Raw genomic sequence first — 21,817 nt, forward strand, 5'->3', positions numbered from 1 at the left:
CGGGAGTCGGTCAGGCCCGGGGCCGCCGCCCGCTGCGCCGCGGTGCGGGCTCGGCACCGCCCAGCAGGGACTGCCGCCGCTCCTCGCCCTGCTCCTCGACCTGGAGCACCACACTCCGGAGCCCTTCGGCGAGGCTGCGGCACTCCGCGTCGCTGAGCCGGGCCGTGACGAACGCCTCCTCCGCGTTGAACGCCGGGAAGACCCGCTGCATGAACGCGTCGCCCTCCTCGGTGAGGCTCAGCAGCACCAGCCGCCCGTCGCTCGGATGGTCCGCCCGCCGCAACAGGCCCCGCGACTCCAGTGTGCGCGCCACACCCGTCAGCGTGCCCTTGGAGATCCCCGCCTCCTCCGCCACGTGCCGGGTCTCCGACTCGCCCCACACCCAGACCACCCACAGCACCACGAAGGCGGTCCACGTCAGGTCGGAGCCGCGCAGCACCGAGTTCTCCAGGTGCTGCCGCACGGCGGACGCGGCCCGGTAGATGTTCGCCACCGCCGCCATCTGCTCCCGGCGGATCGGAGCACCGCCGAGCTTCGCCGCTGCGAGCTTCTCGGCCTCGGTGATGGATCGATGGCCCGGCACGGGCGGCTCCTTCGTCTGGTCGCGAGGCGTCACACCCGGGCGGCGCATCCTCGCCGTCCGGTCGTTCGGACTCAAATTGTACGGAGACGAAAGGGAAATCCGACATGCCCACTCCCCGCATGCTCCTCGTCCTCAGCGAGAACTGGACGCTGACCGGCGGCCGGGCCGACCTGCCCGCCGCCGTCCGCTGGGCCCGCGAGGCCGAGGACGCCGGCTTCGACGCCGTCATGGTGAGCGAGCACATCGTCCTCGGCCCCGACGCGGCGGCCGCCGGAATCATGGGCAACCCCCGCGACTACGCCCTCCCGGGCAACCAGGACCCGTACACCCCCTGGCCCAACTCCCTGCTGCTGCTCGCCGCCATCGCCTCCGTCACCTCCCGGCTGCGCCTGGCCGCCGCGGCCGTCCTCGCCCCGCTGCGCCATCCCCTGCTGCTCGCCCGCGAGCTCGGCACCCTGGACCTCCTCAGTCAGGGGCGTCTCGTCGTGCAGCCCACGGTCAGCTGGAGCAAGGACGAGTACGACGCCCTCGGTGTGCCCTTCGCCCGGCGCGGGCGGCTCCTCGACGAGCACCTGGAGGTCTGGGCCAAGGCCTGGGGACCGTCGCCGCTCTCCCATGACGGGCCGCACTACCCCTTCCAGGACGTCTACTTCGAGCCCAAGGCGCACCGCCCGGACGGCCCCCGGCTCTGGTTCGGCGGACAGCGGCTGCACGGGCCCGTACTGCGCCGCCTCGTGCGGTACGGCCACGGTTTCCATCCGCTCGGCCGGCCCACACCGGAGGACCTCCAGGCGCTCAAGGAGGCGATGGCCGCGGCAGGGCGGGACGTCGCCGACCTGGAGATGATCGGCGGCACCCGGGCCGTCTTCCCCGACGACCGCTCGCCGGCCGACCTCGGCGCGGCGCTCGCCGTCATCCCCGAGCAGCTGGAGCAGGGCTTCACCACCTTCTGCGTCAAGCCCAACCAGTTCATCGACGACCCCGACGGGGTGGGGGAGTTCTGCCGGGACGTCATGCGGCGTGTGGAGAAGCTGACGTCCTGACCGCCACGGCCCGGATCACCGCTCGACGAACCGTGTCAGGTGGTCCGGGTCCGGCCGCAGCAGCCCGTCCCGGACCGCGAGCGCGGTCGCCTGCGCACGGGAGGCGCATCCGGTCTTGCGCAGCAGATGCTCGACATGGCTGTGCACGGTCCGCGGGGACAGGAACAGCGCCTGCGCGATGGCCTGGTTGGTCTGCCCCGTGGCCGCCCGGGTGAGCACGTCCAGCTCCCGTGGGCTCAGCCCGTACGGCAGTTCCGTGGGCGTCTCGTGCACCAGCACCGCCGCCGACGCGAGGCCGGGCCCCGCGGGGTGCCGGTGCAGTAGGACCCGCTGCCAGCCGCCGCCGGCCGGCCACAGCAGGCGCAGCCGCCGGCCGCCCGTGCCGGTGAAGGCGTCGAGCAGCGCGCGGAACCCGTCGGCCTCCCGCAGCACCCGCGGCCGGTCCCGGCCCGGCAGGTCGATCACCCCGCCGTCGCCGGTGACCAGGCTCGCCGCATCCTCCGCCGCCAGGCCGTGCAGGTCCCCGGCGTGGGCGAGCGGGTCGGCGAGTGCGGCCAGGGCGGGCATCACGGAGGCGAGGAGCCGGCGGGCGTCCGTGTCGTAGGCGTCCGCGCTCTCGGTGGAGAGGTGGACCAGGCCGACCAGCCGGCCCCGGTGCCGCAGCGCGCCCGTGACGCCGTCCCGGAAGCCGGCCGGCCGGACCCGCTCGGCGTAGAACCAGCCGTGCCGGAAGCGCGGCCCGGCGTCGTCGGTGTCCTCCGCGTCCTCGGAGATGGACGGTGGCAGCTCGCGCCGTACGACGTTGCGGTACCACGGCGTCGCGACGAACTCCCCGGCCATGGCCTGCGAGGCCGCGGCCGTGTAGCCGATGCTCGCGACCTGGACGTGGGAGCCGGTCAGCGGGTCGATCGTGAGCAGGGTCGCCGCGTCCAGCGGCAGGGCGCGGGCGAGTTCGCGCAGGGCCTGCGCGGAGGCCGACGTGGTGTCGCGCTCGCGGGTGAGCATGCCGATGCGTGCTGCTGCCGCGATCTGGTGGTGGCTGGGCATGGCGAGCCTCCGGGCGGCTCGGGCGCGATATCGTTTGGGGTCTAACGATAGGGGGGTCGGTCCGGCTCCGGCAAGGGGGCCACCGTCTTGTCGTGCGAAGGGCCCGTGATCCGCCGGCTGTCGTTCGCAGTCGGTATTTGTACGGATGGTGCGGCGGGCCCGGCGGGTCTTTCCTGTTCGGCACACCCGGACGCCCGCTCCAGTCGGGCCCGCCCCTCGGAGAGCCCCCGCCATGACCCCACCCCTGTCCACACCCTCACGCCGGCACTTCTTCGCTCTCTCCGCCGCCACAGCCCTGGCGGCCGCCGGATGTTCGGCGCCACGGAACACGGCCGCGTCGGCCGAGCCGTCGCCCTCCGGCGGCACGCGCCTGACGAAGATCGGACTCGACTACCCCTTCACCCAACTCCCGCTCTACTCCACCCTGGTGAAGCTCTCCACCGCCCAGGCCAAGAAGCACGGCATCTCGCTGCTCACGACCAGCGACAACGCCAGCGCCGACACACAGGCGAGCAACCTCAACACCTGGGTCGCCCGCAAGGTCCCGGCGATCGTGTCCTTCCCGATGGTCTTCGAGGCCGCCGAGCCCGTCGCCAAGGCGGCACTGGACGCGGGACTGATCTGGGTCACCTACGGTGGTTCCCTGCAACACCAGAGCGCCGACATCCAGTTCAGCTTCCGCAGGGGCGGCACCCTGCTAGGCGAGGCCGCGGCGAAGTGGGCCGAGGAGCACCTCGACGGCAAGGGCAAGATCGCCTTCCTCACCGACAGCACCATCGAGCTGGGACGCGAACGCACCAAGGGCATGATCGACGCCTTCACCAGGCTGGCGCCCGGCGTCGACGTGGTGGCGCGGGAACAGGCCATCGACCCGGACACGGGCCTGTCGAAGACGAAGGCGATCCTCGCCAAGCACCCCGACCTCAACCTCGTCCTCGGTGTCACGGACGCTGCCGCGTACGGCGGATTCAAGGCCCTCCAGCAGACGGGCCGCGCCGCCGACGACGCCAGGACCTTCGTCGGCGGCCAGGACGGGTCCGCGCCCTCCCTCCTCGCCGTCAAGCAGGGCACCTTCTACCGGGCCTCCGCGGCCCTGGCCCCGAAGGACATAGCCGCCGCCATCGTCGACGTGCCGCGCGCCGTCGCCGCCGGCAAGGCGAACCCCAGCGTCCAGGTGCCGGTCGCGCTCGTCCAGCACGCCGACACCGCCGAGATCGACGCCCTGCTCGCGCAGAACGCCTGAGGCCCCCCTCATGACGACCACGAACCTCCGCATCCGCGGCCTGACCAAGTCCTTCGGCGGCGTCCGCGCTCTCGACGGCGTGGACCTCACCGTGCCCGCCGGGCAGGTGCACGCCCTGCTCGGCCACAACGGCGCCGGCAAGTCCACCCTCATCAAGTGCCTCGGCGGCGCCTACCCGCCCGACGCGGGCACCATCGAGGTGGGCGGCACGTCGTACAGCCGCCTCACCCCGCGCGAGTCGATCGCGGCCGGCGTGGCGATCATCTTCCAGTCCCTGAGCGTGGTCGACGCTCTGACCGTGGCGGAGAACATCTTCCTCGGCCAGGAGTGGACCCGGTACGGCCGCATCGACCGCCGCGCCCAGGAGGAGGTCGCGGCCGGGCTGCTGGAGCGGGTCGCGGCCCGGTGTTCCCCGCGCGACCGGGTGGGCGATCTGCCCATGGGGCAGCGGCAGTTGGTCGAGATCGCCAAGGCCCTCAGCCGCAGCGCCGCCGTCCTGGTCCTCGACGAGCCGACCGCGGCCCTGTCCGGCGCGGAGACCGACGCCCTGGCCGAACGTGTCGAGGACCTCCGCGCGCAGGGCCTCGCCATCGTCTACGTCACCCACCTGCTGTCGGAGGTGGAACGGCTCGCGGACGCGGTGACCGTACTGCGCGACGGCCGGGTGACCCACCAGGCGACGGTGGCGGGACAGACCCGGCGCGACCTGGTCGAGGCGATCGCGGGCAGGCCGACTCAGGCCGCGCACGGGCCTCGGTGCGCCACGGGCACGGACGCGCCGGAGCCGCCGCGCAGGACCGGCCCGGACGCCCGGCGGCCGCGGTACGCGCCCGGAGCGGACGGGGACGAGACGCGTGGCATGCCGAGCCCGGACGCCCAAGGGCCGCAGCACGTGTCCGGCTCGGCGGGCTCCGACGCCGGTCGCACGCCGAGCCCGGACGCCCAAGGGCCGCAGCACGTGTCCGGCCCGGCAGGGCACGACGCGGGTCGCACGCCGAGCCCGGACGCCCAGGAGCCGCCGCGCACTCCCGACCGGTACGAGTACACGCCGGGCCTCGACACGCCCGAGCCGGGGCGCGCACCGACCCCGCCCCGGCTGATCGTCGAAGCCCTGCGCGGTCCCGGCTTCGGGCCCGTCGGTCTGACGGTCGCCGAGGGCGAACGCGTCGGTCTGTTCGGGCTGATCGGCTCCGGCCGGACCCGCATCCTGGAGACGCTCTACGGCCGGCGCCGAGCCACCGCCGGAACCCTCCGGGTCGGCGAACACACCGTCAGCCCCGCCCGGCCGGCCGACGCGCTCGGCGCCGGAATCGCGCTCGTACCGGCGGACCGGCGCGCACAGGGCCTGTTCCCGTCGCTGTCCGCGCAGGACAACACGCTGCTGCCGGCCGTCCGGACCCTGGCCCGGTGCCACGTACGGGCGTTGCGCACCGAACGGCGCGTGTTCGACGCGCTGGCCACGGCGGTGGGGCTGCGCCCGGCCCGGCCCGGGCTGCCGGTGGGCGCGTTCTCCGGCGGCAACCAGCAGAAGCTCGTCCTGGGCCGGTGGATCAACGACGCCCGGCACGTGGACGTGCTGCTGCTGGACGAGCCGACCCAGGGCGTCGACGTGGGGGCCCGTCAGGAGATCTACCGGGTGGTGTCCGGGCTCGCCGCCGAGCGCGGCACCGCCGTGCTGTTCGCGTCCAGCGACCCCGAGGAGATCGTGGCGCTCGCCGACCGCTGCCTGATCGTCGCCCGGGGACGGATCGTCGGCGAGCTCTCCGGCCCGGGACTCACCGAACAGGCCCTGCTCTCGGCGGTCCACGACGCCGATCCCGACCCCCTGCCCGCCGAAGGAGCAGCATGACCACCGCCGACCGCGTCCTCACGCGCCCGCGTCTGATCGCCACGGGCGGGCTGACCACCGTGCGCCGCAACCCCCTGCTCCTCGTGCTCGTCGCGATGGTGGTGGTCTTCCAGCTGACCACGGGCAGCTTCCTCGACCCGGCCAACCTCGGCGGCATCGCCACCGACGCCGCCACCCTCGCGATCGTCGCCGTCCCGCTGGCCCTGCTCGTCATCAGCGGATACCTCGACCTGTCGGTCGGCTCCACGCTCGCCCTCGGCGGTCTTGTCGCGGGCTGGCTGGCCGGGCAGCACCACCAGTCGCCCGCCGTCGCCCTGCTCGGGGCGCTCGCCGCCGGGGCGGTGGTCGGTGCCGTGAACGGCGTCCTGTGCTGCTACTTCGGCCTGTCCGCGTTCATCGTCACGCTCGGCATGCTGACCGCCGTACGCGGGCTGGCGCAGCAGTTGTTCCCGCTGCCGCTGAGCGGCTTCGGCTCCGGGTTCGCCTGGATCGGCGGGGCGCGGATCGCCGGGATCGCGGCACCGGTCGTCATCGCGGCGGTGGTCCTGGCGGCGGGCGCGCTGTTCCTCGCGGTCACCCCGGCCGGACGGCACGTCTTCGCCATCGGCGTCAACCGGGAGGCCGCCCACCTCTCCGGCATCCAGGTCCGCCGCACCCCGTTCGCGCTGTTCGTCGTGACCGGCGTGGCCGCCGCCCTGGCCGGTGCCGTCAAGGCGTCGGTCCTGGACAGCGTGGTGGCCGGAACCTCAGGGGCCGGTTTTGAGCTGGCCGTGCTCACCGCCGTGCTGGTCGGCGGAGTGGCCCTCAGCGGCGGTTCCGGCTCGATCCTCGGCGTCCTGCTCGGCGTGCTCTTCCTCGGCGGCCTGCAGAACGGGCTGACCCTGCTGAACGTGCCGACGTTCTGGCAGCAGATGGCCCAGGGCGTCGCGCTGGTGGCCGGCGCGGCCCTGGCGTACTTCGCACCCCGCACGGGGCGCTGATCCCCCCCATGGGGTGCTGTTCCCCTTCCCCCTGAGAAAGAGGTCACCGTGAGCGACACCGCTCCCACTCTCGTCCTGACCGGCGGCCAGGTCCTGACCGTCGACACCGGCTTCACCGTCGCCGAAGGCGTCGCCGTACGCGGCCGGGACATCCTGGCCGTGGGCAGCGACGCGGAGATGCGCGCCCTGGCCGGGCCCGGCACCCGGATCGTCGAACTGGACGGTCGGACCGTGCTGCCCGGCATCAACGACTCGCATCTGCACGGAGCCGCCTACGGGATGACGAAGCCGCCGTTCGCCATCGACGTCGGCCATCCGGCGGTGGGGTCCATCGGCGACATCGCCGCGGCCGTGGCCCGGGCGGCACGGGACGTCCCGGACGGAGCGTGGATCGTCGGCCTGGGCTGGGATCCCGGTTACCTCGCCGAGTGCCTGGCCGACCCGGGCCGCTTCCCGCACCGCCGGGACCTGGACGCGGTGGCGCCGGGCCACCCGGTCTGCCTGACCGACTTCTCCTCGCACATGGTGTGGGCCAACTCCGCGGCCCTGCGCCGCTGCGGCATCGACGCGGACACCATGCCCCCGCCCGGCGGCGTCATCGACCACGACCCCGACGGCCGGCCGACCGGCATCCTGCGCGAGGCCGCCGGGCGGCTCGTCCAGGCCGCCCTGCCCGCCCCCACCCTCGCCCAGCGCCGCCAGGCCATCCAGAACGTGATCCGCGAACTGCATTCCCGCGGCATCACCAGCTACACCGAGCCCGGCCTCGGCCCCGGCGGCTCCGGCACCCTCTTCGGCGGCCTGAGCACCGACAACTGGACCGCGTACGCGGACCTCGCGGCGAGCGGCGAACTCCGGGCGCGCGTCAGCGTCCTGCTGCTGCCCGCCCCCATGGGCGGCTCCGCCGACGACGTCCGCAAGGGCCTGGCGGAACTGCGCCGCCCCGAGTCCGCCGACCCCCGGCTGCTGCGGGCCATCGGCGTCAAGATCTTCGGCGACGGCGTGCCGCCCAACCGCACGGCCTGGATGAACGAGCCCTACCCTCAGGGCGGGCACGGCGCCCTGTGCGTGCACGGCGACACCCCGGCGCTCCAGGCCGACGAACTGCGCGAGATGATCCGGGTCGCCCACGAGGCCGGGTTCCAGCTCGGCGTGCACGTCACCGGCGACCGCGCCATCGACACGGTGGTGGACGCCTTCGTCGCCGCCGACCGGGCCGCGCCCCGACCCGACGCCCGCCACTACGTCATCCACGGAGACTTCATCGGCCCCGGCAGCCTGGCCGAACTCGCCGCGCACGGCTACGGCGTCAACATGAACCCCGCCATCAAGTGGACCATCTCCGACCTGATGGACGAGGTGGTGGGCCCCGAACGCTCCGCCTACCAGTGGCCGGTGCGCTCCGCGCTCGACGCCGGGGTACGGGTCTGCGCCAGCTCCGACGCGCCGATCACCGAGCCCGACTGGCGACAGGGCGTCGCCTCGATGATGCTCCGCGAGTCCAAGGCCAGCGGACGCGCCAGCGGTCCCGAACAGTGCGTGCCGCTCGCCGACGCCCTGCGCGCCTACACGGCCACCCCGGCCTGGCAGGACTTCGCCGACGACTGGAAGGGCACCGTCGAGCCGGGCAGGGCCGCCGACCTGTGCGTCCTGGACCGACCACTGCTGGGCCTCGACCCGCACGACATCACCGAGGTCCAGGTGGATCTCACGGTGTTCGACGGGCGGGTGGTCTTCGAACGCTGAGCCGACGCGGGCCGAGAAGCGATCACCGAGTCACGCCGCCCCCACCGCCGTCCCCCGCGACCCCCACCGCCGGGTCCGGTACGTCCCGGCCACCCGGCACACCGCGTAGATGCCGAACGAGATCGTCGTGACGTACGGGCTGATGGGAATGCTGCTGCCCAGCGCGAGCAGGATGCCGCCCTCGATCGAGGCCACGGCGAACAGCACGCTCAGCACGGGCAGCAGCACCGGCGACGCGGTGACGCGGGCGGCGGCCGCGGCCGGCGTGACGACCAGCGTGAGCACCAGCAGCGCCCCGACGACCTGCACCGACAGGGCGACCGCGAGCCCGAGCACCAGCATGAACGCGAAGGACAGGGCACGCACCGGCACCCCGCGGGCCTGAGCCACATCCGGGTCCGTGCTGGCGAAGGCGAGCGGACGCCACATGACCGCCAGGGCGATCAGCACCAGCACGGACGTGCCGAGCAGCCACGACATCTGCGGGGTGTCCACGGCGACGATCTGACCGGTGAGCAGGCCGAACTTGTTGGCCGCCCGGCCCTTGTAGAGGGCGAGGAAGAGGACGCCGAGCCCCAGTCCGAACGGCATGATGATGCCGATCACCGAGTTGCGGTCCCGGGCCCGGGTCCCCAGCACCCCGATGGCCCCGGCCGCGAGGAGCGAACCGGCGATCGAGCCCGCCACGATGTTCGCGCCCAGCAGCAACGCGGCCGACGCGCCCGCGAAGGACAGCTCGCTGATGCCGTGCACCGCGAACGGCAGGTCCCGCATCAGGACGAAGACCCCGGCCAGCCCGCCCACGAGCCCCAGTGCCACGCCCGCGATGAGCGAGTTGCGGACCAGGGCCAGGAGTTCGCCGTAGTCCGTGAAGTCGAAGATCTGGTGCCAGACCCCGTCGGCGAGCGTCATGCGCGCACTCCGTCCGTCTCGTGAACCTGCCCGGGATGGTGCGGCGGCGCGGCCGGCTCGTCGGGGGCCCCGGCGACGACGACCCGGCCCCGCACGCGCACCACGTCGACCTGCGTGCCGTAGAGCCCGGACAGCGACTCGGAGGTCAGTACCTCGTCCGGGGAGCCGACCCGGTGGCCGCCCGGGGCCAGGTACAGCACCCGGTCGACCATCCCCAGCACCGGGTTGATCTCGTGCGTCACGAAGACCACCGCCGTGCCGTGGGAGCGGCGCCGGGCGTCGATCAGACCGGTGACGGCCCGCTGGTGGTGCAGGTCGAGCGACAGCAGCGGCTCGTCGCACAGCAGAATGCGCGGTTCGGTCGCCAGGGCCTGCCCGATGCGCACGCGTTGCCGCTCGCCGCCGGACAGCATGCCGAGCGGGACGTCGGCGTAGGCCGCGGCCCCGACCGACTCGAGGATCTCGTCCACCCGGCGGCGGACCGGGCCGGTGCGCAGACGCGGGCCGAAGCGGTGCCCGTCGATGCCGAACCGCACGAGGTCCCGGGCACGCAGCATGGCCTGCGCGGACAGCGCCGCCTGCTGCGGGACGTAGCCGATGTGCCGGGCGGCGTCCCGAGCGGGCCGGCCGAGGACGGTCAGCGTCCCGGCGGACAGCGGCCGACGGCCCAGCAGCGCCCGTACGAAACTGGTCTTGCCCGCCCCGTTCGGCCCCAGCACGGCCAGGAACTCCCCGGGCCGTACGTCGAGGTCGAGGCCGCTCCACACCGTGCGGTCGCCGTAGGACAGGGCCCCGTCGCGCAGACTGACGACGGGCGTGCCGTCCTGCCGGGACACCGGGGTCACTTGGCCAGCGCGCTCGCGAGCGCGTCGACGTTGGCGGTCATCCAGCCGAGGTAGTCCTTGCCCTTCGGCAGGGTCTCGGTGACGGGCACGACGGGGATGCCGGCCGCCTTGGCCGCCGCTTCGGACTTCTCGGTCTGCGGGCCGGAGGTCTGCTCGTTGTAGACGAGCACCTTGACCTTCCCGCCGCTGAACAGGGCCAGACTCTCCTGGAGGACCCGGGGCGAGACGTCGTCGCCCTCCTCGATCGCCTCGCTGAACGCCGCGGGCGTCCTGTTCACCAGGCCGCTCGCCTCTGTCATGTACAGCGGTACGGGCTCGGTGATCGCCACCGCCGCACCGCCGTGCTCCTTCTTGATCCGGGCCTCCTTCGCCTCCAATGGCGTGAGCTCGGCCTTGAAGGCCGTGGCGTTCTTCCTGAAGGCGGACGCGTCGGCCGGGTCGGCCTTGGCGAGGGCCGCGGATATGCGGTCGGCGACGCGGGCGACGGTGGGGAAGTCGTACCAGACGTGCTCGTTCAGCTCGCCGCCCTTCGGTGCGGTCTTGCCGGACACCCGCACGGCGTTGATCACCTGGGCGGAGTCGTTGTGGCCGCTCTTGAGCATGCGGTCGACGAAGTCGTCGTAGCCGCCGCCGTTCTCGACGACGACCTTCGCCTTGGAGAGGGCCAACTGGTTCTGCGTGTCGGCCTCGTAGGAGTGCGGGTCCTGGTCGGGGTCGCTGATGACCGAGGTGACGTCGACCTTGTCGGCGCCGATGCTGCGCACGATGTCGCCGTAGACGTTCGTGGAGGCCACCACGGGCACCTTGGCCGAGGTGCTCTTGGCGTCGGCGGAGTCCGCAGAGCTGCCGCAGCCCGCGAGAAGGGCCAGTGACGCGCTGGTCAGCAGCGCCAGGCGGCGGGACGTGGACAGGGGCATGGCTCCTCCATGACGGATGTGCAGAGGGGGTGCCGGGTGTTCGGCACGCGCCACGCTAGATGGGAATGAATGTCAAGAGCAGGTTCTGGCCGAAGTCATGTGAAAACCATTGCCATTCGTTGGGGGAGATCTGGACTGGTGGTCCAGCACCTGGATCTGTAGTCTAGATTCATGAGAGAGGCTCTGACCGCGGAACGGGATGCGATCCTCGCCGCGCTGAAACCGGTCGTCGACGGGATCGCCGCGACCTTCGGGCCGGTCTGCGAAGTCGTGCTGCACGACTACCGGAAGCCGGAGCAGTCGGTCGTCGCCGTGGCCGGATCGGTGACCGGGCGGACGGTGGGCGGCGCGATGAGCGAGATCGGCATGCGTGTCCTCTCCCACGGGGACGAGGCGGCCGACGAACTGAACTACGTCACCCGCACCCGGAACGGGACGCTGGTGAAGTCCTCCACGATGGTCCTGAGGGACTCCGCGGGAGCCGTCTTCGGCGCGCTCTGCGTCAACGTGGACGTCGGCGCCGTCAGCCAGGTCCACGGCCTGCTCGGCGCCCTCGCCGGACTCGGCGCGGCCCCCGCGGAGCTGCCGACCACCACCTTCGGCAACGACATCGACTCCGTCGTCGACGCCCTCGTCGACGCCCACCAGTCGAAACAGCGGGGCAGCTGGGCGGAGCTCGACCGCGCCGAGCGCCTTGAACTGTTCGGCGGACTCGACACGCGCGGGGTCTTCGCCGTGCGCGGCGCGGTCGAGCAGGTCGCCGCCCGGCTCGGCATCTCCCGCGCCTCCGCCTACAACTACCTTTCCCAGGCCCGGGCCGCCCGCAGTGCGGCTGCCGGCACTTCCGCTGGAGGACACGCGTGACGACCATCACCCCACCGGTCACCCTCGACGACGTCCGGGACGCCGCCGCCCGGCTCCAGGGCGTCGCCCACCGCACGCCCGTCCTGCGCTCCCGCACTCTGGACGCGCTCGCCGGCGCCGAGATTCACCTCAAGTGCGAGAACTTCCAGCGCGTCGGCGCCTTCAAGTTCCGCGGCGCCTACAACGCCGCCTCCCGCCTCGCCCCAGACCAGCTGTCCCGGGGGATCGCCGCCTACTCCTCCGGCAACCACGCCCAGGCCGTCGCCCTGGCCGCCCGCGAGCTCGGCACCACGGCCGTGATCGTCATGCCGGAGGACGCCCCGCCCTCGAAGCGGGCGGCCACCGCCGGCTACGGCGCCGAGATCGTCACCTACGACCGCTACACCGGCGACCGCGTCGCCATCGCCGAGGCCCTGGCCGCCGAGCGGGGTCTCGCCGTCATCCCGCCGTACGAGCATCCGCACGTCATGGCCGGACAGGGCACGGCGGCACTCGAACTTCTCGAAGACGTGGGGGAGTTGGGGGCGCTGCTGACACCGGTCGGTGGTGGCGGGCTTATGGCCGGCAGTGCCACGGTGGCCAAGGGGCTGCACCCGGACATCCGCATGATCGGTGTCGAACCGGAGGCCGGGGACGACACCAAGCGCTCGCTGGAGGCGGGCCGGCGCATCAGTATCCCGGTCCCGTACACCATCGCCGACGGCCAGGCCCTGCACACGCCCGGCGAACTCACCTTCTCCGTCAACCGGCGGCTCGTCGACGACGTCGTCCTGGTCACCGACGACGAGATCCGGGACGCCATGAGGTTCGCCTTCGAACGCCTGAAGATCGTCCTCGAGCCGAGCGGCGCCACCCCGCTGGCGGCCCTGCTCACCGGCCGCGCGGGCCCGCTCCCGCACCGCGTCGGCGTCATCCTCTCCGGCGGCAACATCGACGCCGGGCGCTTCGCCGAGCTCTGCGGAAGCGAGGCCTGATCAGGCATTCCCCCGGTTGGCGGCCCCGGATGGACCGGCGGACGATTGAGGGGTAGGGGGCCGGCCGCCGACGGCGGTGTCCAGGGCCGCCGGGTGACCGGGCCCGGCCGCGGGGCACCGCGGCCTGAAGGGAGCGCGTCATGCTGGAAGTGAAGACGCTCGACAAGCCGGACGAGCGGCGTGATTTCCCCCGCGGTCACATGGAAGCCGTCCACATGACGGATCTCGACTTCGCCGTGGCGACGTTCGAGCCCGGCTGGCGCTGGACCGAGTCCGTGGCCCCGATCGCGGGCACCGCCACCTGCCAGATGCACCACAACGGCTACGTCCTCCAAGGCCGCATGCACATCCGCATGGACGACGGCGGCGAGACCGAGGTCGGCCCCGGCGACGTCTACGTCGTCTCGCCCGGACACGACGCCTGGGTCGTGGGCGACGAGCAGGCCGTGGTCTACGACTTCCAGGGGCAGACGGCGAGGGAGTTCGCGAAGAAGGAGTAGCCCGCGTCCACCGAGGCCGAGGGGCCGTCCTTGCTCTGAGAAACCGATCGGTTTACACTTCCCGGGAAGGGAAACCGATCGGTTTCTAGTGTTGATGATGCGAGGGAGACCCATGACCGCCATCGAAGGTTCCGTAGCCCTGGTCACCGGCGGCAGCCGCGGCATCGGCCGGGCCCTGGTCGCGGAACTGTACGAGCGGGGCGCGAAGAAGGTGTACGCCACCGCCCGCGACCCGCGCACCGTCACGCACCCCGACGCCGTGCCGCTCGCGCTGGAGGTGACCGACCCGGCGTCCATCGCGGCGGCCGCCGAGCAGGCGCAGGACGTCACCCTGCTGATCAACAACGCGGGCGCGTCGGTGAACGCGAACTTCCTCGACTCGCCCGTCGAGGACGTCCGGCGCGAGTTCGAGACCAACTTCTACGGGCCGCTCCTGGTGACCCGGGCCTTCGTCCCCGTCATCGAGCGCAACGGCGGCGGCCACCTCCTCAACGTCCACTCCGTGCTGTCGTGGATCGGACTCGCCGGCTCCTACAGTGCGTCCAAGGCCGCCTTCTGGTCCCAGACCAACTCGCTGCGACTCGACCTGAAGCCGCGTGGCATCGAGGTCACCGGCCTGCACGTCGGGTACGTCGACACCGATCTGACCGCCGGCGTCGACGCCCCGAAGTCCACCGCCGAGAGTGTCGCGGCCCAGGCCCTCGACGGGATCGCGTCGGGTGCCTTCGAGGTCCTGGCCGACGACATCTCGCGGCAGGTCAAGGCGGGGCTGGCGGCCGACCCCGCCGCCCTCTACCCGCAGCTCGCCGCCGCCTGATCACACCGGCAGCAGCCGCCCCACCAGGGCACTCAGCTGCCGGGCGGTGCGGCACTCGTGCATCTCGACCAGCTCGGCGTAGGCGGGCGCGGCGGAATCGCCCGTGCCCCAGCGCGAACGCTGCTCGGGGTTCAACCAGTAGACACGGCGGGCCCGTTCGGCGATCTGCCGGACGGTCGGCAGGTTCGGATCGCTCATGTTCGTACGGGCGTCACCGAGGACGAACACGGTCGTGCGCGGGCCGACCGCGTCGCCGTACCGCTCCGCGAACTCGCCCAGTGCCATGCCGTAGTCGCTGCTGCCGTGCCAGCCCGTGAGCGTGGCCTCCGCCTGGATACGGGCGCTGAGTCCTTCCGGGTCAGCGGTGCCGTGCCGGAGGAGTCCGGTCACCTCGTCGATCCGGTTGACGAAGGCGAACACCCGCACCTTGCTGAACTGGTCGTGCACCGCCTGCACCAGCAGCATCGTGAAGTCGGAGAAGCCGGACACCGATCCCGACACATCGCACAGCAACACCAGTTCGGGTCGGGCGGGACGCCGTCTGCGCAGCACCGGCTTCATCGGCACGCCGCCCGTCGACAGCGAACCGCGCAGGGTCCGCCGGAGGTCGATCGCGCCCCGGGAAGCGCGGCGGCGGCGGGCCGCGAGCCGGGTCGCGAGCTTGCGGGCGAGCGGCTGAACCGTCCTGCGCAGCTCGGCCAGCCGGGCCTTCCCGGCGAACAGGAAGTCGACCTGGTCGGCGGTCGGGGCCACCGCCCGCCGGGCGATCTCGTCCCGGCCGCGCCGCTCGGCGACCCGGCGCCGCGCCTCCGCCGCCACCAGCGCGCGGAAGGTCTCGATACGCCGCCGGATCTCGTCCTCCAGCAGCCGGTCCGCGAAACCGGAACTCCCGCCCTGGCCGCGCACGTCGTCGCGGACCCGGGCGAGCAGGGTCTGCGGGCGCAGCCGTTCCAGCGTCTGGTACGACGACCAGCCGTCCGACTCCGGCGCGGAACCGTAGCCGCCGAAACCGTCGACCGCCTCGACCGCCAGCCGCCCCAGCAGCGCCTGGTCGTCGGCGGCGAGTGCGGCCGCCAGCCGGTCGCGCAGATCCTCCCGTCCCGCGGCCCGCTGCTCCGGGCCGCCGACGCCGCGCGGGAAGTACAGGTCGAAGACCGGGTCGAACACCTGCCGTTGCCCGGTGCCGTGCAGCAGAGTCGCCGCGAGCCCCTCGCGCAGCAGCTCCCGGTCCGCGAGGCCGAGCGCCTCGACCGCCCGCGCCGCGTCGACCGTCTCGCCGGTGCCGATCCGGATTCCGTGCGCGCGCAGCGCCCCGACCAGGGAGGTCAGCCGCTCCGCGACACCCGCCGCCGTGGTCACAGGGCGTCCAGGTCGAGCTTGGCGGTCGCCTTGAGCACGTCGTCCTGGTGCTTGAGGAGCACACCGAGGGTGGCCCGCACGACCGTCTCGTCCAGGGTGTCCGCGCCGAGCGCGAGCAGCGTGCGCGCCCAGTCGATGGTCTCGGCGACCGACGGCACCTTGCGCAGGTCCATCGCCCGCAGCGCGCCCACGACCCGGACGATCGAGCGGGCCAGCGTCTCGTCGAGGGCCGGCACCTTCAGCCGTACGATCCGGCGCTCCAGCTCCTCCTCGGGGAAACCGATGTGGAGGAAGAGACAGCGGCGGCGCAGCGCCTCGGACAGCTCCCGGCTCGCGTTGGACGTGAGGACGACGAAGGGGCGGCGCGTCGCGGTGATGGTGCCCAGCTCGGGCACGGTCACCTGGAAGTCGCTGAGCACCTCCAGGAGCAGGCCCTCCACCTCGACGTCCGCCTTGTCGGTCTCGTCGATCAGCAGCACCTTCGGGTCGTCGCCCCGGATGGCGGTCAGCAGCGGCCGTGTGAGCAGGAACTCCTCGCTGAAGATGTCGGTGCGCGTCTCGTCCCACGTCTCGTCGCGGCCCGCGCTGATGCGCAGGAGCTGCTTGGCGTGGTTCCACTCGTACAGGGCCCGGGACTCGTCGACCCCCTCGTAGCACTGGAGGCGCACCAGCCGCGCTCCCGCCACCTCGGCCACGGCCTTGGCGAGCTCCGTCTTGCCGACGCCTGCCGGGCCCTCCACCAGCAGCGGCTTGCCCAGCCGGTCGGCGAGGAAGACGGTCGTGGCGACGGCGGGCGAGGCGAGATAGCCGGTCTCGGCCAGACGTGCGGAGACGTCGTCGACGGTTTTGAACAACGGGGGCCTCCCGGGTCGGCGGCGACAGCGGACGGAGTACCTGTCTGACGGCGTACCTATCTAAGCGCTTGTTCACCGAGGCTGTCACGGGGGTCGGCCGCCGAAGCGGCCGACCCTCGCCGTGCCGTGGGTCACGCCGCCGAGGTCACCGCCCGCACCGCGGGAGTGCGCAGCACCCGCCGGGCCGTGCCCAGACCCGTCCCCAGCGTCACCGCCGCCGCGACCGCCACGACCCCGAGCCACACGCCGAACGCCTGGTCCGGCAGCACCGCGTCGGTGCGGACCACGGTGAACGGGACGATCCCCGCCAGCGCCGCCAGCGTGCCGAAGCACACACCGGTGACCGTCAGGACCAGCCCCTCGGCCCCCACCACGCCCAGCACCTGCCCGGGGGTGGCCCCGGCGAGGCGCTGCTGCCCGAACTCCCGGTCCCGGTACGTGGTCGCCGCGTAGAGGGAGTTGACCAGCATCAGGCAGACGAAGACCACGATGATGCCGACGACCGTGAAGTTGAGCGTCTCCAGGTTCTTCGCGTCGACCGACTTCACGGACCCCGAGGCCGCGAGGGCGTCGCTCTCCACGGCCTGCATGGTCAGCGTCGCCGTGGCGACGGCGGTGAACAGGATCAGTGACATCAGGATCCCGGCGAGCTGCCCGGCCCGCTCACGCAGATTGCGCACCGCCAGCCAGCCGCTCGCGCCGCCGAGCGGCAGCCGGTCCAGCACCGCCGCCAGCAGTCGCGGTGCCTTCAGCGCGCATCCGACGGACAGCAGGATCGCCCCGTAGGCCGGCGGCGCCATCAGTGCCGCGTCCGTCGCCGAGAACACGAACGTCGAGGTCACGGACACCGCACCGGCCACCAGAGCCGCATAGGCGAGGACCCTCCGCGCCCTGCCCCGCCGCCGGCTCCCGCCCGTCGCCCGCCGCACGGCGAGGAACGCGGCACCGGCGGCGGCCAGCAGCGTGATGCCGGCACCGGTCTGCAACGCCACCGGACCGAAGGAGTGGTCGACGGACCGGGCGACCTGTCCGCTGTCCTGGAACACGCCGAGCAGCGCCCGGCCGCCGAGCATCGCCGGTCCGATCGCCAGGGCCGCGCCCACCAGGGCCACGGCCACCGCCTCGCCCACCACCATCCGCTTGAGCTGCGCCGGAGTCGCCCCCGAACAGCGCAACAGCTCCATCTCGGCGGCCCGCTGACGCACGTTCACCGTCAGCGTCGAGGCGATCGCGAAGAACACCAGCAGGGTGCCGTAGCCGCCGACCACGCCCGCAGCGGTGGACAACGTCTCCGAGCTCACCGGGTCCACACCCGGCTGCCCGGCCGTGTCGTGCATCGAGTTGAACGTCATGATGACCGCCGCGCCCAGGAACGCGGACAGCAGGGTTGCGAGGAACCGCCCCGGCCGCTGCCGTATCGACCGCATCGCGAGAACGAACACGGCTCACACCCCCGCCGGCACGTCGTCGCCCAGGTGCGCGAGCCGCTCGGCGACCGCGTCCGCCGTCGGGCCGTCCATCCGGCCCGCCAGCCGGCCGTCCGCGAGGAACAGCACGCTGTCGGCGTACGAGGCGGCGACCGGGTCGTGCGTCACCATCACCACCGTCCGGCCGTGCTCTCGCACCGCCTCCCGCAGCAGCCGCAGCACGTCCCGCGCGCTGCGGGTGTCCAGCGCGCCCGTCGGCTCGTCCGCGAAGATCACCCGCGGCTCGGTGACCAGCGCCCGGGCGATGGCGACCCGCTGGCGCTGACCGCCCGACAACTGGTCCGGTCGATGCCCGAGCCGGTCGCCCAGCCCCACGGCCGTCAGCACCTCCCGGACCCGCCGCCGGTCCACGCGCCGCCCCGCCAGCTTCAGCGGCAGCACCGTGTTCTGCGCGACGGTCAGCGTCTCCAGCAGGTTGTACTGCTGGAACACGAACCCGATCCGGCCGCGCCGGAACTTCGTCAGCTCGGCCTCACCGCCGCCCGTCAGCTCAGTGCCGTCGACCCGCACGATCCCGCTGTCGGGCCGGTCGAGACCCGCAGCGCACTGCAACAGCGTCGACTTGCCGGAACCGGACGGCCCCATCACCGCCGTGAACGTGCCCCGCCCCAGACCGAGCGTCACACCGTCCAGCGCGGTCACGGCGCTGTCGGCGCTCCCGTACGTCTTGGTGACCTTGACCAGCCGCAGCGCTTCGGCCGCGGGTCCCGGGCCCTGGTCCTGTCGTGAGCCGTTGCGCAACATCGTCGTCCCCCTTCGGCCGGCACGCCCTGTGCCTCGCCGACGACGCTACGGAGAACGAGACTCGCCCACACTGGCCGCAGAACCCGTATCGCGGGGTGTACTCAGCGACACCCCGCGGCTCGGGACAGGGTGCAGGGCCGCGAGCGGGCCCCGGCGACGAGTCAGGCCTCTCCCACCAGGATCACCTCCAGCGTGCGCGGCCCGTGCACCCCCTCGACCCGGTCGAGTTCGATGTCACTGGTCGCCGACGGCCCGGAGATCCAGGTCAACGGCCGTGCCGGGTCCAGGCGTTCCAGGCCCTGCGGTACGGACGACACGACCTGGCCGGGGACGCGCACGACACAGACGTGGTGGTCCGGGACGAGGGTGATCCGGCGGCGGCCCTGGTCGGGCGAGCCGTCCAGCACGATCGTCCCGGTCTCCGCGATCGCGACCGCACAGGCCGTCACCACGCTGTCCACCCGGTCGAGTTCGTGCGGCGTGCTCTCCGCCCGGTCCGCCACCCGCGTCACACCGGTCGCCGCCAGCCACCCCTCGTCCAGCCCGGGCGGCGCGAGCACCGACGTCGACCCGCGCTTCTCCAGCAGCCCCGCGATCAGCCCGGCCAGCCCCTCGGCGTCCGTACGGTGCACGATCGCCCGATAGTCCGCCAGGTTCTCGGCGAGCAGTTCGACGGTCTCCTCGACACTCCGATCCCCGTGCTCGCGCGCGTAGTCACGCGCAACCGCCTGCTCGTACGGCCGATCGTCCCGCGGTACGTCCGCCAGCGCGCGCCGCACCCGGCCCAGAATCCGTTCCTTGCTGTTCACTCGGCCCCGCCCTTCCCACCACGCGTGCGCTGCCACCAGTCCCGGAACGGCTCGGCCGGCACCGGCGGCAGATCCCGGGTCCCGCTCCACGCCTTGCCCGGGCCCGGCAGCGTACGGGGATGGAAGCGCCGGGTCCGGGAGGCGGCGCGCTGGCCGGTGCGCAGCGCGCCCGGGTGCGTGAACGCCCAGCGGGCCGCGCGCATCGCCGCCCGCTCGGCGGCATGCCCCTTCGCGGGCCGCAGCACGACCTTGTTGCCCTCCCGGGTGACCTCCCCGCCCTCCACGACCCGTTCCCGCAGGTGCACCAGCACCTCGGGGATGTCGATGGCGACCGGGCACACCTCGTAGCACGCCCCGCACAGCGAGGACGCGTACGGCAGCGAGGCGTCGATCTCACTGCCCGTGCCCCGCAGTTGGGGGCTGAGGATCGCGCCGATCGGCCCCGGGTACACCGAGCCGTAGGCGTGGCCGCCGGCCCGTTCGTACACCGGGCACACGTTGAGACACGCCGAGCAGCGGATGCAGCGCAGCGCCTGCCGGCCGACCTCGTCGGCGAGGGTGTCGGTGCGGCCGTTGTCCAGCAGCACCAGATGGAAGGTGCTCGGCCCGTCCCCTTCGGTCGTGCCGGTCCACGTCGACGTGTACGGGTTCATGCGCTCCGCCGTCGAGGAGCGGGGGAGGGTCTGGAGGAACACCTCCAGGTCCCGCCACGTCGGCACGATCTTCTCGATGCCGACGACCGAGATCAGCGTCTCGGGCAGCGTCAGGCACATCCGGCCGTTGCCCTCCGACTCGACGACGACCAGCGTGCCCGTCTCGGCGACCATGAAGTTGGCCCCGGAGATGCCGACCTTGGCCCGCAGGAACTTCTCCCGCAGGTGCAGCCGGGCCGCTTCGGCGAGTTCGGCGGGCGTGTCGGTGAGCCCCTCGGGGGCCGGGCGGCCCCACTCGCTCATCTCCCGGGAGAAGATGTCGCGGATCTCGCCGCGGTTGCGGTGGATGGCCGGGACGAGGATGTGCGAGGGCCGGTCCTTGCCCAACTGCACGATCAGCTCGGCGAGATCCGTCTCGTAGGCGCGGATGCCCTCGGCCTGAAGCGCCTCGTTGAGCCCGATCTCCTGCGTGGCCATCGACTTGACCTTGACGACCTCCGACTCCCCGGTCATCTTCACGAGCTGGGTGACGATCTCGTTGGCCTCGGCCGCGTCGGCGGCCCAGTGGACGATGCCGCCGGCCGCGGTCACCGCCTCCTCCAACTGCTCCAAGTAGCGGTCGAGATGACGCAGCGTGTGGTCCTTGATCCGCTTGCCCGCCTCGCGCAGCTCGGCCCAGTCGGACACCTCCGTCACGGCCTTGGCCCGCTTGGCGCGGATGGTGTGCGTGGCGTGCCGCAGATTGCCGCGCAGGGTCGTGTTGCCCACGGCCTCCCGCGCGGCCTCCGGAAACGCCGGCATCCCGACGAACGTTCCGCTCATACGGCCGGTTCCTCCTCCGTGCTCGCCAGGATCTCCGCGATGTGCACCGGCCGCATGCCGGTCCGCAGCCGGGTCATGGTCCCGCCGATGTGCATCAGACAGGAGTTGTCGGCCGCGCACAGCACCTCGGCGCCCGTCGACTCGGCGTTGCGCACCTTGTCGGCGCCCATGGCCGCCGAGACGTCGGCGTTCTTCAGCGCGAAGGTGCCGCCGAACCCGCAGCACTCGTCCGCCCCCGGCAGCTCGGCCAGCTCCAGCCCCTTCACGGCCTGCAGCAGCCGCCGCGGCCGGTCGCCGAGGCCCAGCCCGCGCAGGCCGTGACAGGTCGGGTGGTACGTCACCTTGTGCGGGTAGTACGCCCCGACGTCCGTCACGCCCAGCACGTCGACCAGGAACTCCGTGAGCTCGTACGTCTTCGGCACCACCGGCGCCAGCGTGGCCGCGAGGGTGTCCCCGTGCCCCTCGGCCCGGGCCCGCTCGCCCATCCGCGGATACAGCTCGCGCACCATCGCCCCGCACGACCCGGACGGCGTCACGATCGCCTCGTACTCGCCGAAGACATCGGAGAAGTGCCGGGCGAGCGGCTCCGCCTCGTGACGGTATCCGGTGTTGTAGTGCGCCTGGCCGCAGCAGGTCTGCGCCATCGGGAAGTCGACGTCGACGCCCAGTCTGGTCAGCAGTTTCACCACGGCGCGACCGGTGTCCGGATACAGCGTGTCGTTGACGCAGGTCAGGAACAGGGCGACACGCATCGCGGCTCCTTGTGGTC

Annotated in this window: 21 protein-coding genes; 9 read left to right on the forward strand and 12 right to left on the reverse strand. The window is 72.8% G+C overall.

The window, feature by feature from the left end:
* Positions 1–10 precede the first annotated feature (10 nt).
* Positions 11–583, reverse strand: a complete 573-nt coding sequence (locus MQE23_RS40290) for a MarR family transcriptional regulator (protein WP_020273679.1) — start codon at positions 581–583, stop codon at positions 11–13.
* A 104-nt stretch (positions 584–687) separates the two neighbouring features.
* Here MQE23_RS40290 and MQE23_RS40295 point away from each other — a divergent pair, with 104 nt between their 5' ends.
* Positions 688–1,626 carry a TIGR03619 family F420-dependent LLM class oxidoreductase gene (locus tag MQE23_RS40295; RefSeq protein WP_037670181.1) on the forward strand — a complete coding sequence of 313 codons (939 nt, stop codon included), beginning with the start codon at positions 688–690 and terminating at the stop codon, positions 1,624–1,626.
* Between the two features lie 15 nt (positions 1,627–1,641).
* On the opposite strand, the gene MQE23_RS40300 is transcribed toward MQE23_RS40295, so the two are convergent.
* A complete protein-coding gene (locus MQE23_RS40300) occupies positions 1,642–2,673 on the reverse strand; it encodes a LuxR C-terminal-related transcriptional regulator (protein ID WP_020273677.1) in 1,032 nt (343 codons plus the stop codon).
* Between the two features lie 232 nt (positions 2,674–2,905).
* Here MQE23_RS40300 and MQE23_RS40305 point away from each other — a divergent pair, with 232 nt between their 5' ends.
* The 4 genes from MQE23_RS40305 to MQE23_RS40320 are packed head-to-tail and all read left to right on the forward strand — an operon-like array spanning position 2,906 to position 8,491.
* Positions 2,906–3,916, forward strand: a complete 1,011-nt coding sequence (locus MQE23_RS40305; RefSeq protein WP_020273676.1) for a sugar ABC transporter substrate-binding protein — start codon at positions 2,906–2,908, stop codon at positions 3,914–3,916.
* A 10-nt stretch (positions 3,917–3,926) separates the two neighbouring features.
* Positions 3,927–5,765: an ATP-binding cassette domain-containing protein gene (locus MQE23_RS40310; RefSeq protein ID WP_243381749.1), complete on the forward strand. Its 1,839-nt coding sequence runs from the start codon at positions 3,927–3,929 to the stop codon at positions 5,763–5,765.
* Entirely contained in the window at positions 5,762–6,745 is a 984-nt protein-coding gene (locus MQE23_RS40315; protein WP_020273674.1) for an ABC transporter permease, read from the forward strand. The genes MQE23_RS40310 and MQE23_RS40315 overlap by 4 nt, the downstream gene beginning before the upstream one ends.
* Positions 6,746–6,793: 48 nt before the next feature.
* Positions 6,794–8,491: an amidohydrolase gene (locus tag MQE23_RS40320; protein WP_243381750.1), complete on the forward strand. Its 1,698-nt coding sequence runs from the start codon at positions 6,794–6,796 to the stop codon at positions 8,489–8,491.
* A gap of 30 nt (positions 8,492–8,521) precedes the next feature.
* Here MQE23_RS40320 and MQE23_RS40325 read toward each other — a convergent pair whose 3' ends face one another.
* From MQE23_RS40325 to MQE23_RS40335, 3 genes are read right to left on the reverse strand one after another with little or no spacing between them, the layout of a single operon-like run.
* Positions 8,522–9,403 carry a metal ABC transporter permease gene (locus tag MQE23_RS40325; RefSeq protein WP_020272433.1) on the reverse strand — a complete coding sequence of 294 codons (882 nt, stop codon included), beginning with the start codon at positions 9,401–9,403 and terminating at the stop codon, positions 8,522–8,524.
* A complete protein-coding gene (locus tag MQE23_RS40330) occupies positions 9,400–10,248 on the reverse strand; it encodes an ATP-binding cassette domain-containing protein (RefSeq protein WP_243381751.1) in 849 nt (282 codons plus the stop codon). Before MQE23_RS40330 ends, MQE23_RS40325 begins: the two co-directional genes overlap by 4 nt.
* On the reverse strand, positions 10,245–11,165 hold the full coding sequence (locus MQE23_RS40335) for a zinc ABC transporter substrate-binding protein (protein ID WP_020272435.1): 921 nt from the start codon (positions 11,163–11,165) through the stop codon (positions 10,245–10,247). Before MQE23_RS40335 ends, MQE23_RS40330 begins: the two co-directional genes overlap by 4 nt.
* A 171-nt stretch (positions 11,166–11,336) precedes the next feature.
* Here MQE23_RS40335 and MQE23_RS40340 point away from each other — a divergent pair, with 171 nt between their 5' ends.
* The 4 genes from MQE23_RS40340 to MQE23_RS40355 all read left to right on the forward strand — a co-directional run bounded on the left by MQE23_RS40340 (position 11,337) and on the right by MQE23_RS40355 (position 14,320).
* Positions 11,337–12,029, forward strand: coding sequence for a PAS domain-containing protein (locus MQE23_RS40340; RefSeq protein ID WP_243381753.1), 693 nt, complete (start codon positions 11,337–11,339; stop codon positions 12,027–12,029).
* Positions 12,026–13,003 carry a pyridoxal-phosphate dependent enzyme gene (locus MQE23_RS40345; RefSeq protein WP_020272437.1) on the forward strand — a complete coding sequence of 326 codons (978 nt, stop codon included), beginning with the start codon at positions 12,026–12,028 and terminating at the stop codon, positions 13,001–13,003. Before MQE23_RS40340 ends, MQE23_RS40345 begins: the two co-directional genes overlap by 4 nt.
* A 140-nt stretch (positions 13,004–13,143) precedes the next feature.
* Entirely contained in the window at positions 13,144–13,503 is a 360-nt protein-coding gene (locus MQE23_RS40350; RefSeq protein WP_020272438.1) for a cupin domain-containing protein, read from the forward strand.
* A gap of 112 nt (positions 13,504–13,615) precedes the next feature.
* The gene (locus MQE23_RS40355) at positions 13,616–14,320 is read left to right on the forward strand and encodes an SDR family oxidoreductase (protein WP_243381755.1); all 705 of its coding nucleotides are present in this window, start codon (positions 13,616–13,618) and stop codon (positions 14,318–14,320) included.
* Here MQE23_RS40355 and MQE23_RS40360 read toward each other — a convergent pair whose 3' ends face one another.
* The 7 genes from MQE23_RS40360 to MQE23_RS40390 form a co-directional block, all read right to left on the reverse strand.
* Positions 14,321–15,679 carry a VWA domain-containing protein gene (locus MQE23_RS40360; RefSeq protein ID WP_243381756.1) on the reverse strand — a complete coding sequence of 453 codons (1,359 nt, stop codon included), beginning with the start codon at positions 15,677–15,679 and terminating at the stop codon, positions 14,321–14,323.
* Positions 15,676–16,533, reverse strand: a complete 858-nt coding sequence (locus MQE23_RS40365) for a MoxR family ATPase (protein ID WP_243381757.1) — start codon at positions 16,531–16,533, stop codon at positions 15,676–15,678. Before MQE23_RS40365 ends, MQE23_RS40360 begins: the two co-directional genes overlap by 4 nt.
* 131 nt (positions 16,534–16,664) lie before the next feature.
* A complete protein-coding gene (locus MQE23_RS40370) occupies positions 16,665–17,975 on the reverse strand; it encodes an FtsX-like permease family protein (RefSeq protein ID WP_243381759.1) in 1,311 nt (436 codons plus the stop codon).
* A gap of 3 nt (positions 17,976–17,978) precedes the next feature.
* The gene (locus tag MQE23_RS40375; RefSeq protein ID WP_020272443.1) at positions 17,979–18,764 is read right to left on the reverse strand and encodes an ABC transporter ATP-binding protein; all 786 of its coding nucleotides are present in this window, start codon (positions 18,762–18,764) and stop codon (positions 17,979–17,981) included.
* Between the two features lie 161 nt (positions 18,765–18,925).
* Positions 18,926–19,573, reverse strand: coding sequence for a lactate utilization protein C (locus MQE23_RS40380; protein ID WP_243381761.1), 648 nt, complete (start codon positions 19,571–19,573; stop codon positions 18,926–18,928).
* Positions 19,570–21,048 carry a LutB/LldF family L-lactate oxidation iron-sulfur protein gene (locus MQE23_RS40385; protein WP_243381763.1) on the reverse strand — a complete coding sequence of 493 codons (1,479 nt, stop codon included), beginning with the start codon at positions 21,046–21,048 and terminating at the stop codon, positions 19,570–19,572. Before MQE23_RS40385 ends, MQE23_RS40380 begins: the two co-directional genes overlap by 4 nt.
* Entirely contained in the window at positions 21,045–21,800 is a 756-nt protein-coding gene (locus tag MQE23_RS40390) for a (Fe-S)-binding protein (RefSeq protein WP_243381765.1), read from the reverse strand. Before MQE23_RS40390 ends, MQE23_RS40385 begins: the two co-directional genes overlap by 4 nt.
* Positions 21,801–21,817: the final 17 nt, after the last annotated feature.

The sequence above is a fragment of the Streptomyces sp. HP-A2021 genome (assembly GCF_022807935.1).
Classification (GTDB): domain Bacteria; phylum Actinomycetota; class Actinomycetes; order Streptomycetales; family Streptomycetaceae; genus Streptomyces; species Streptomyces afghaniensis.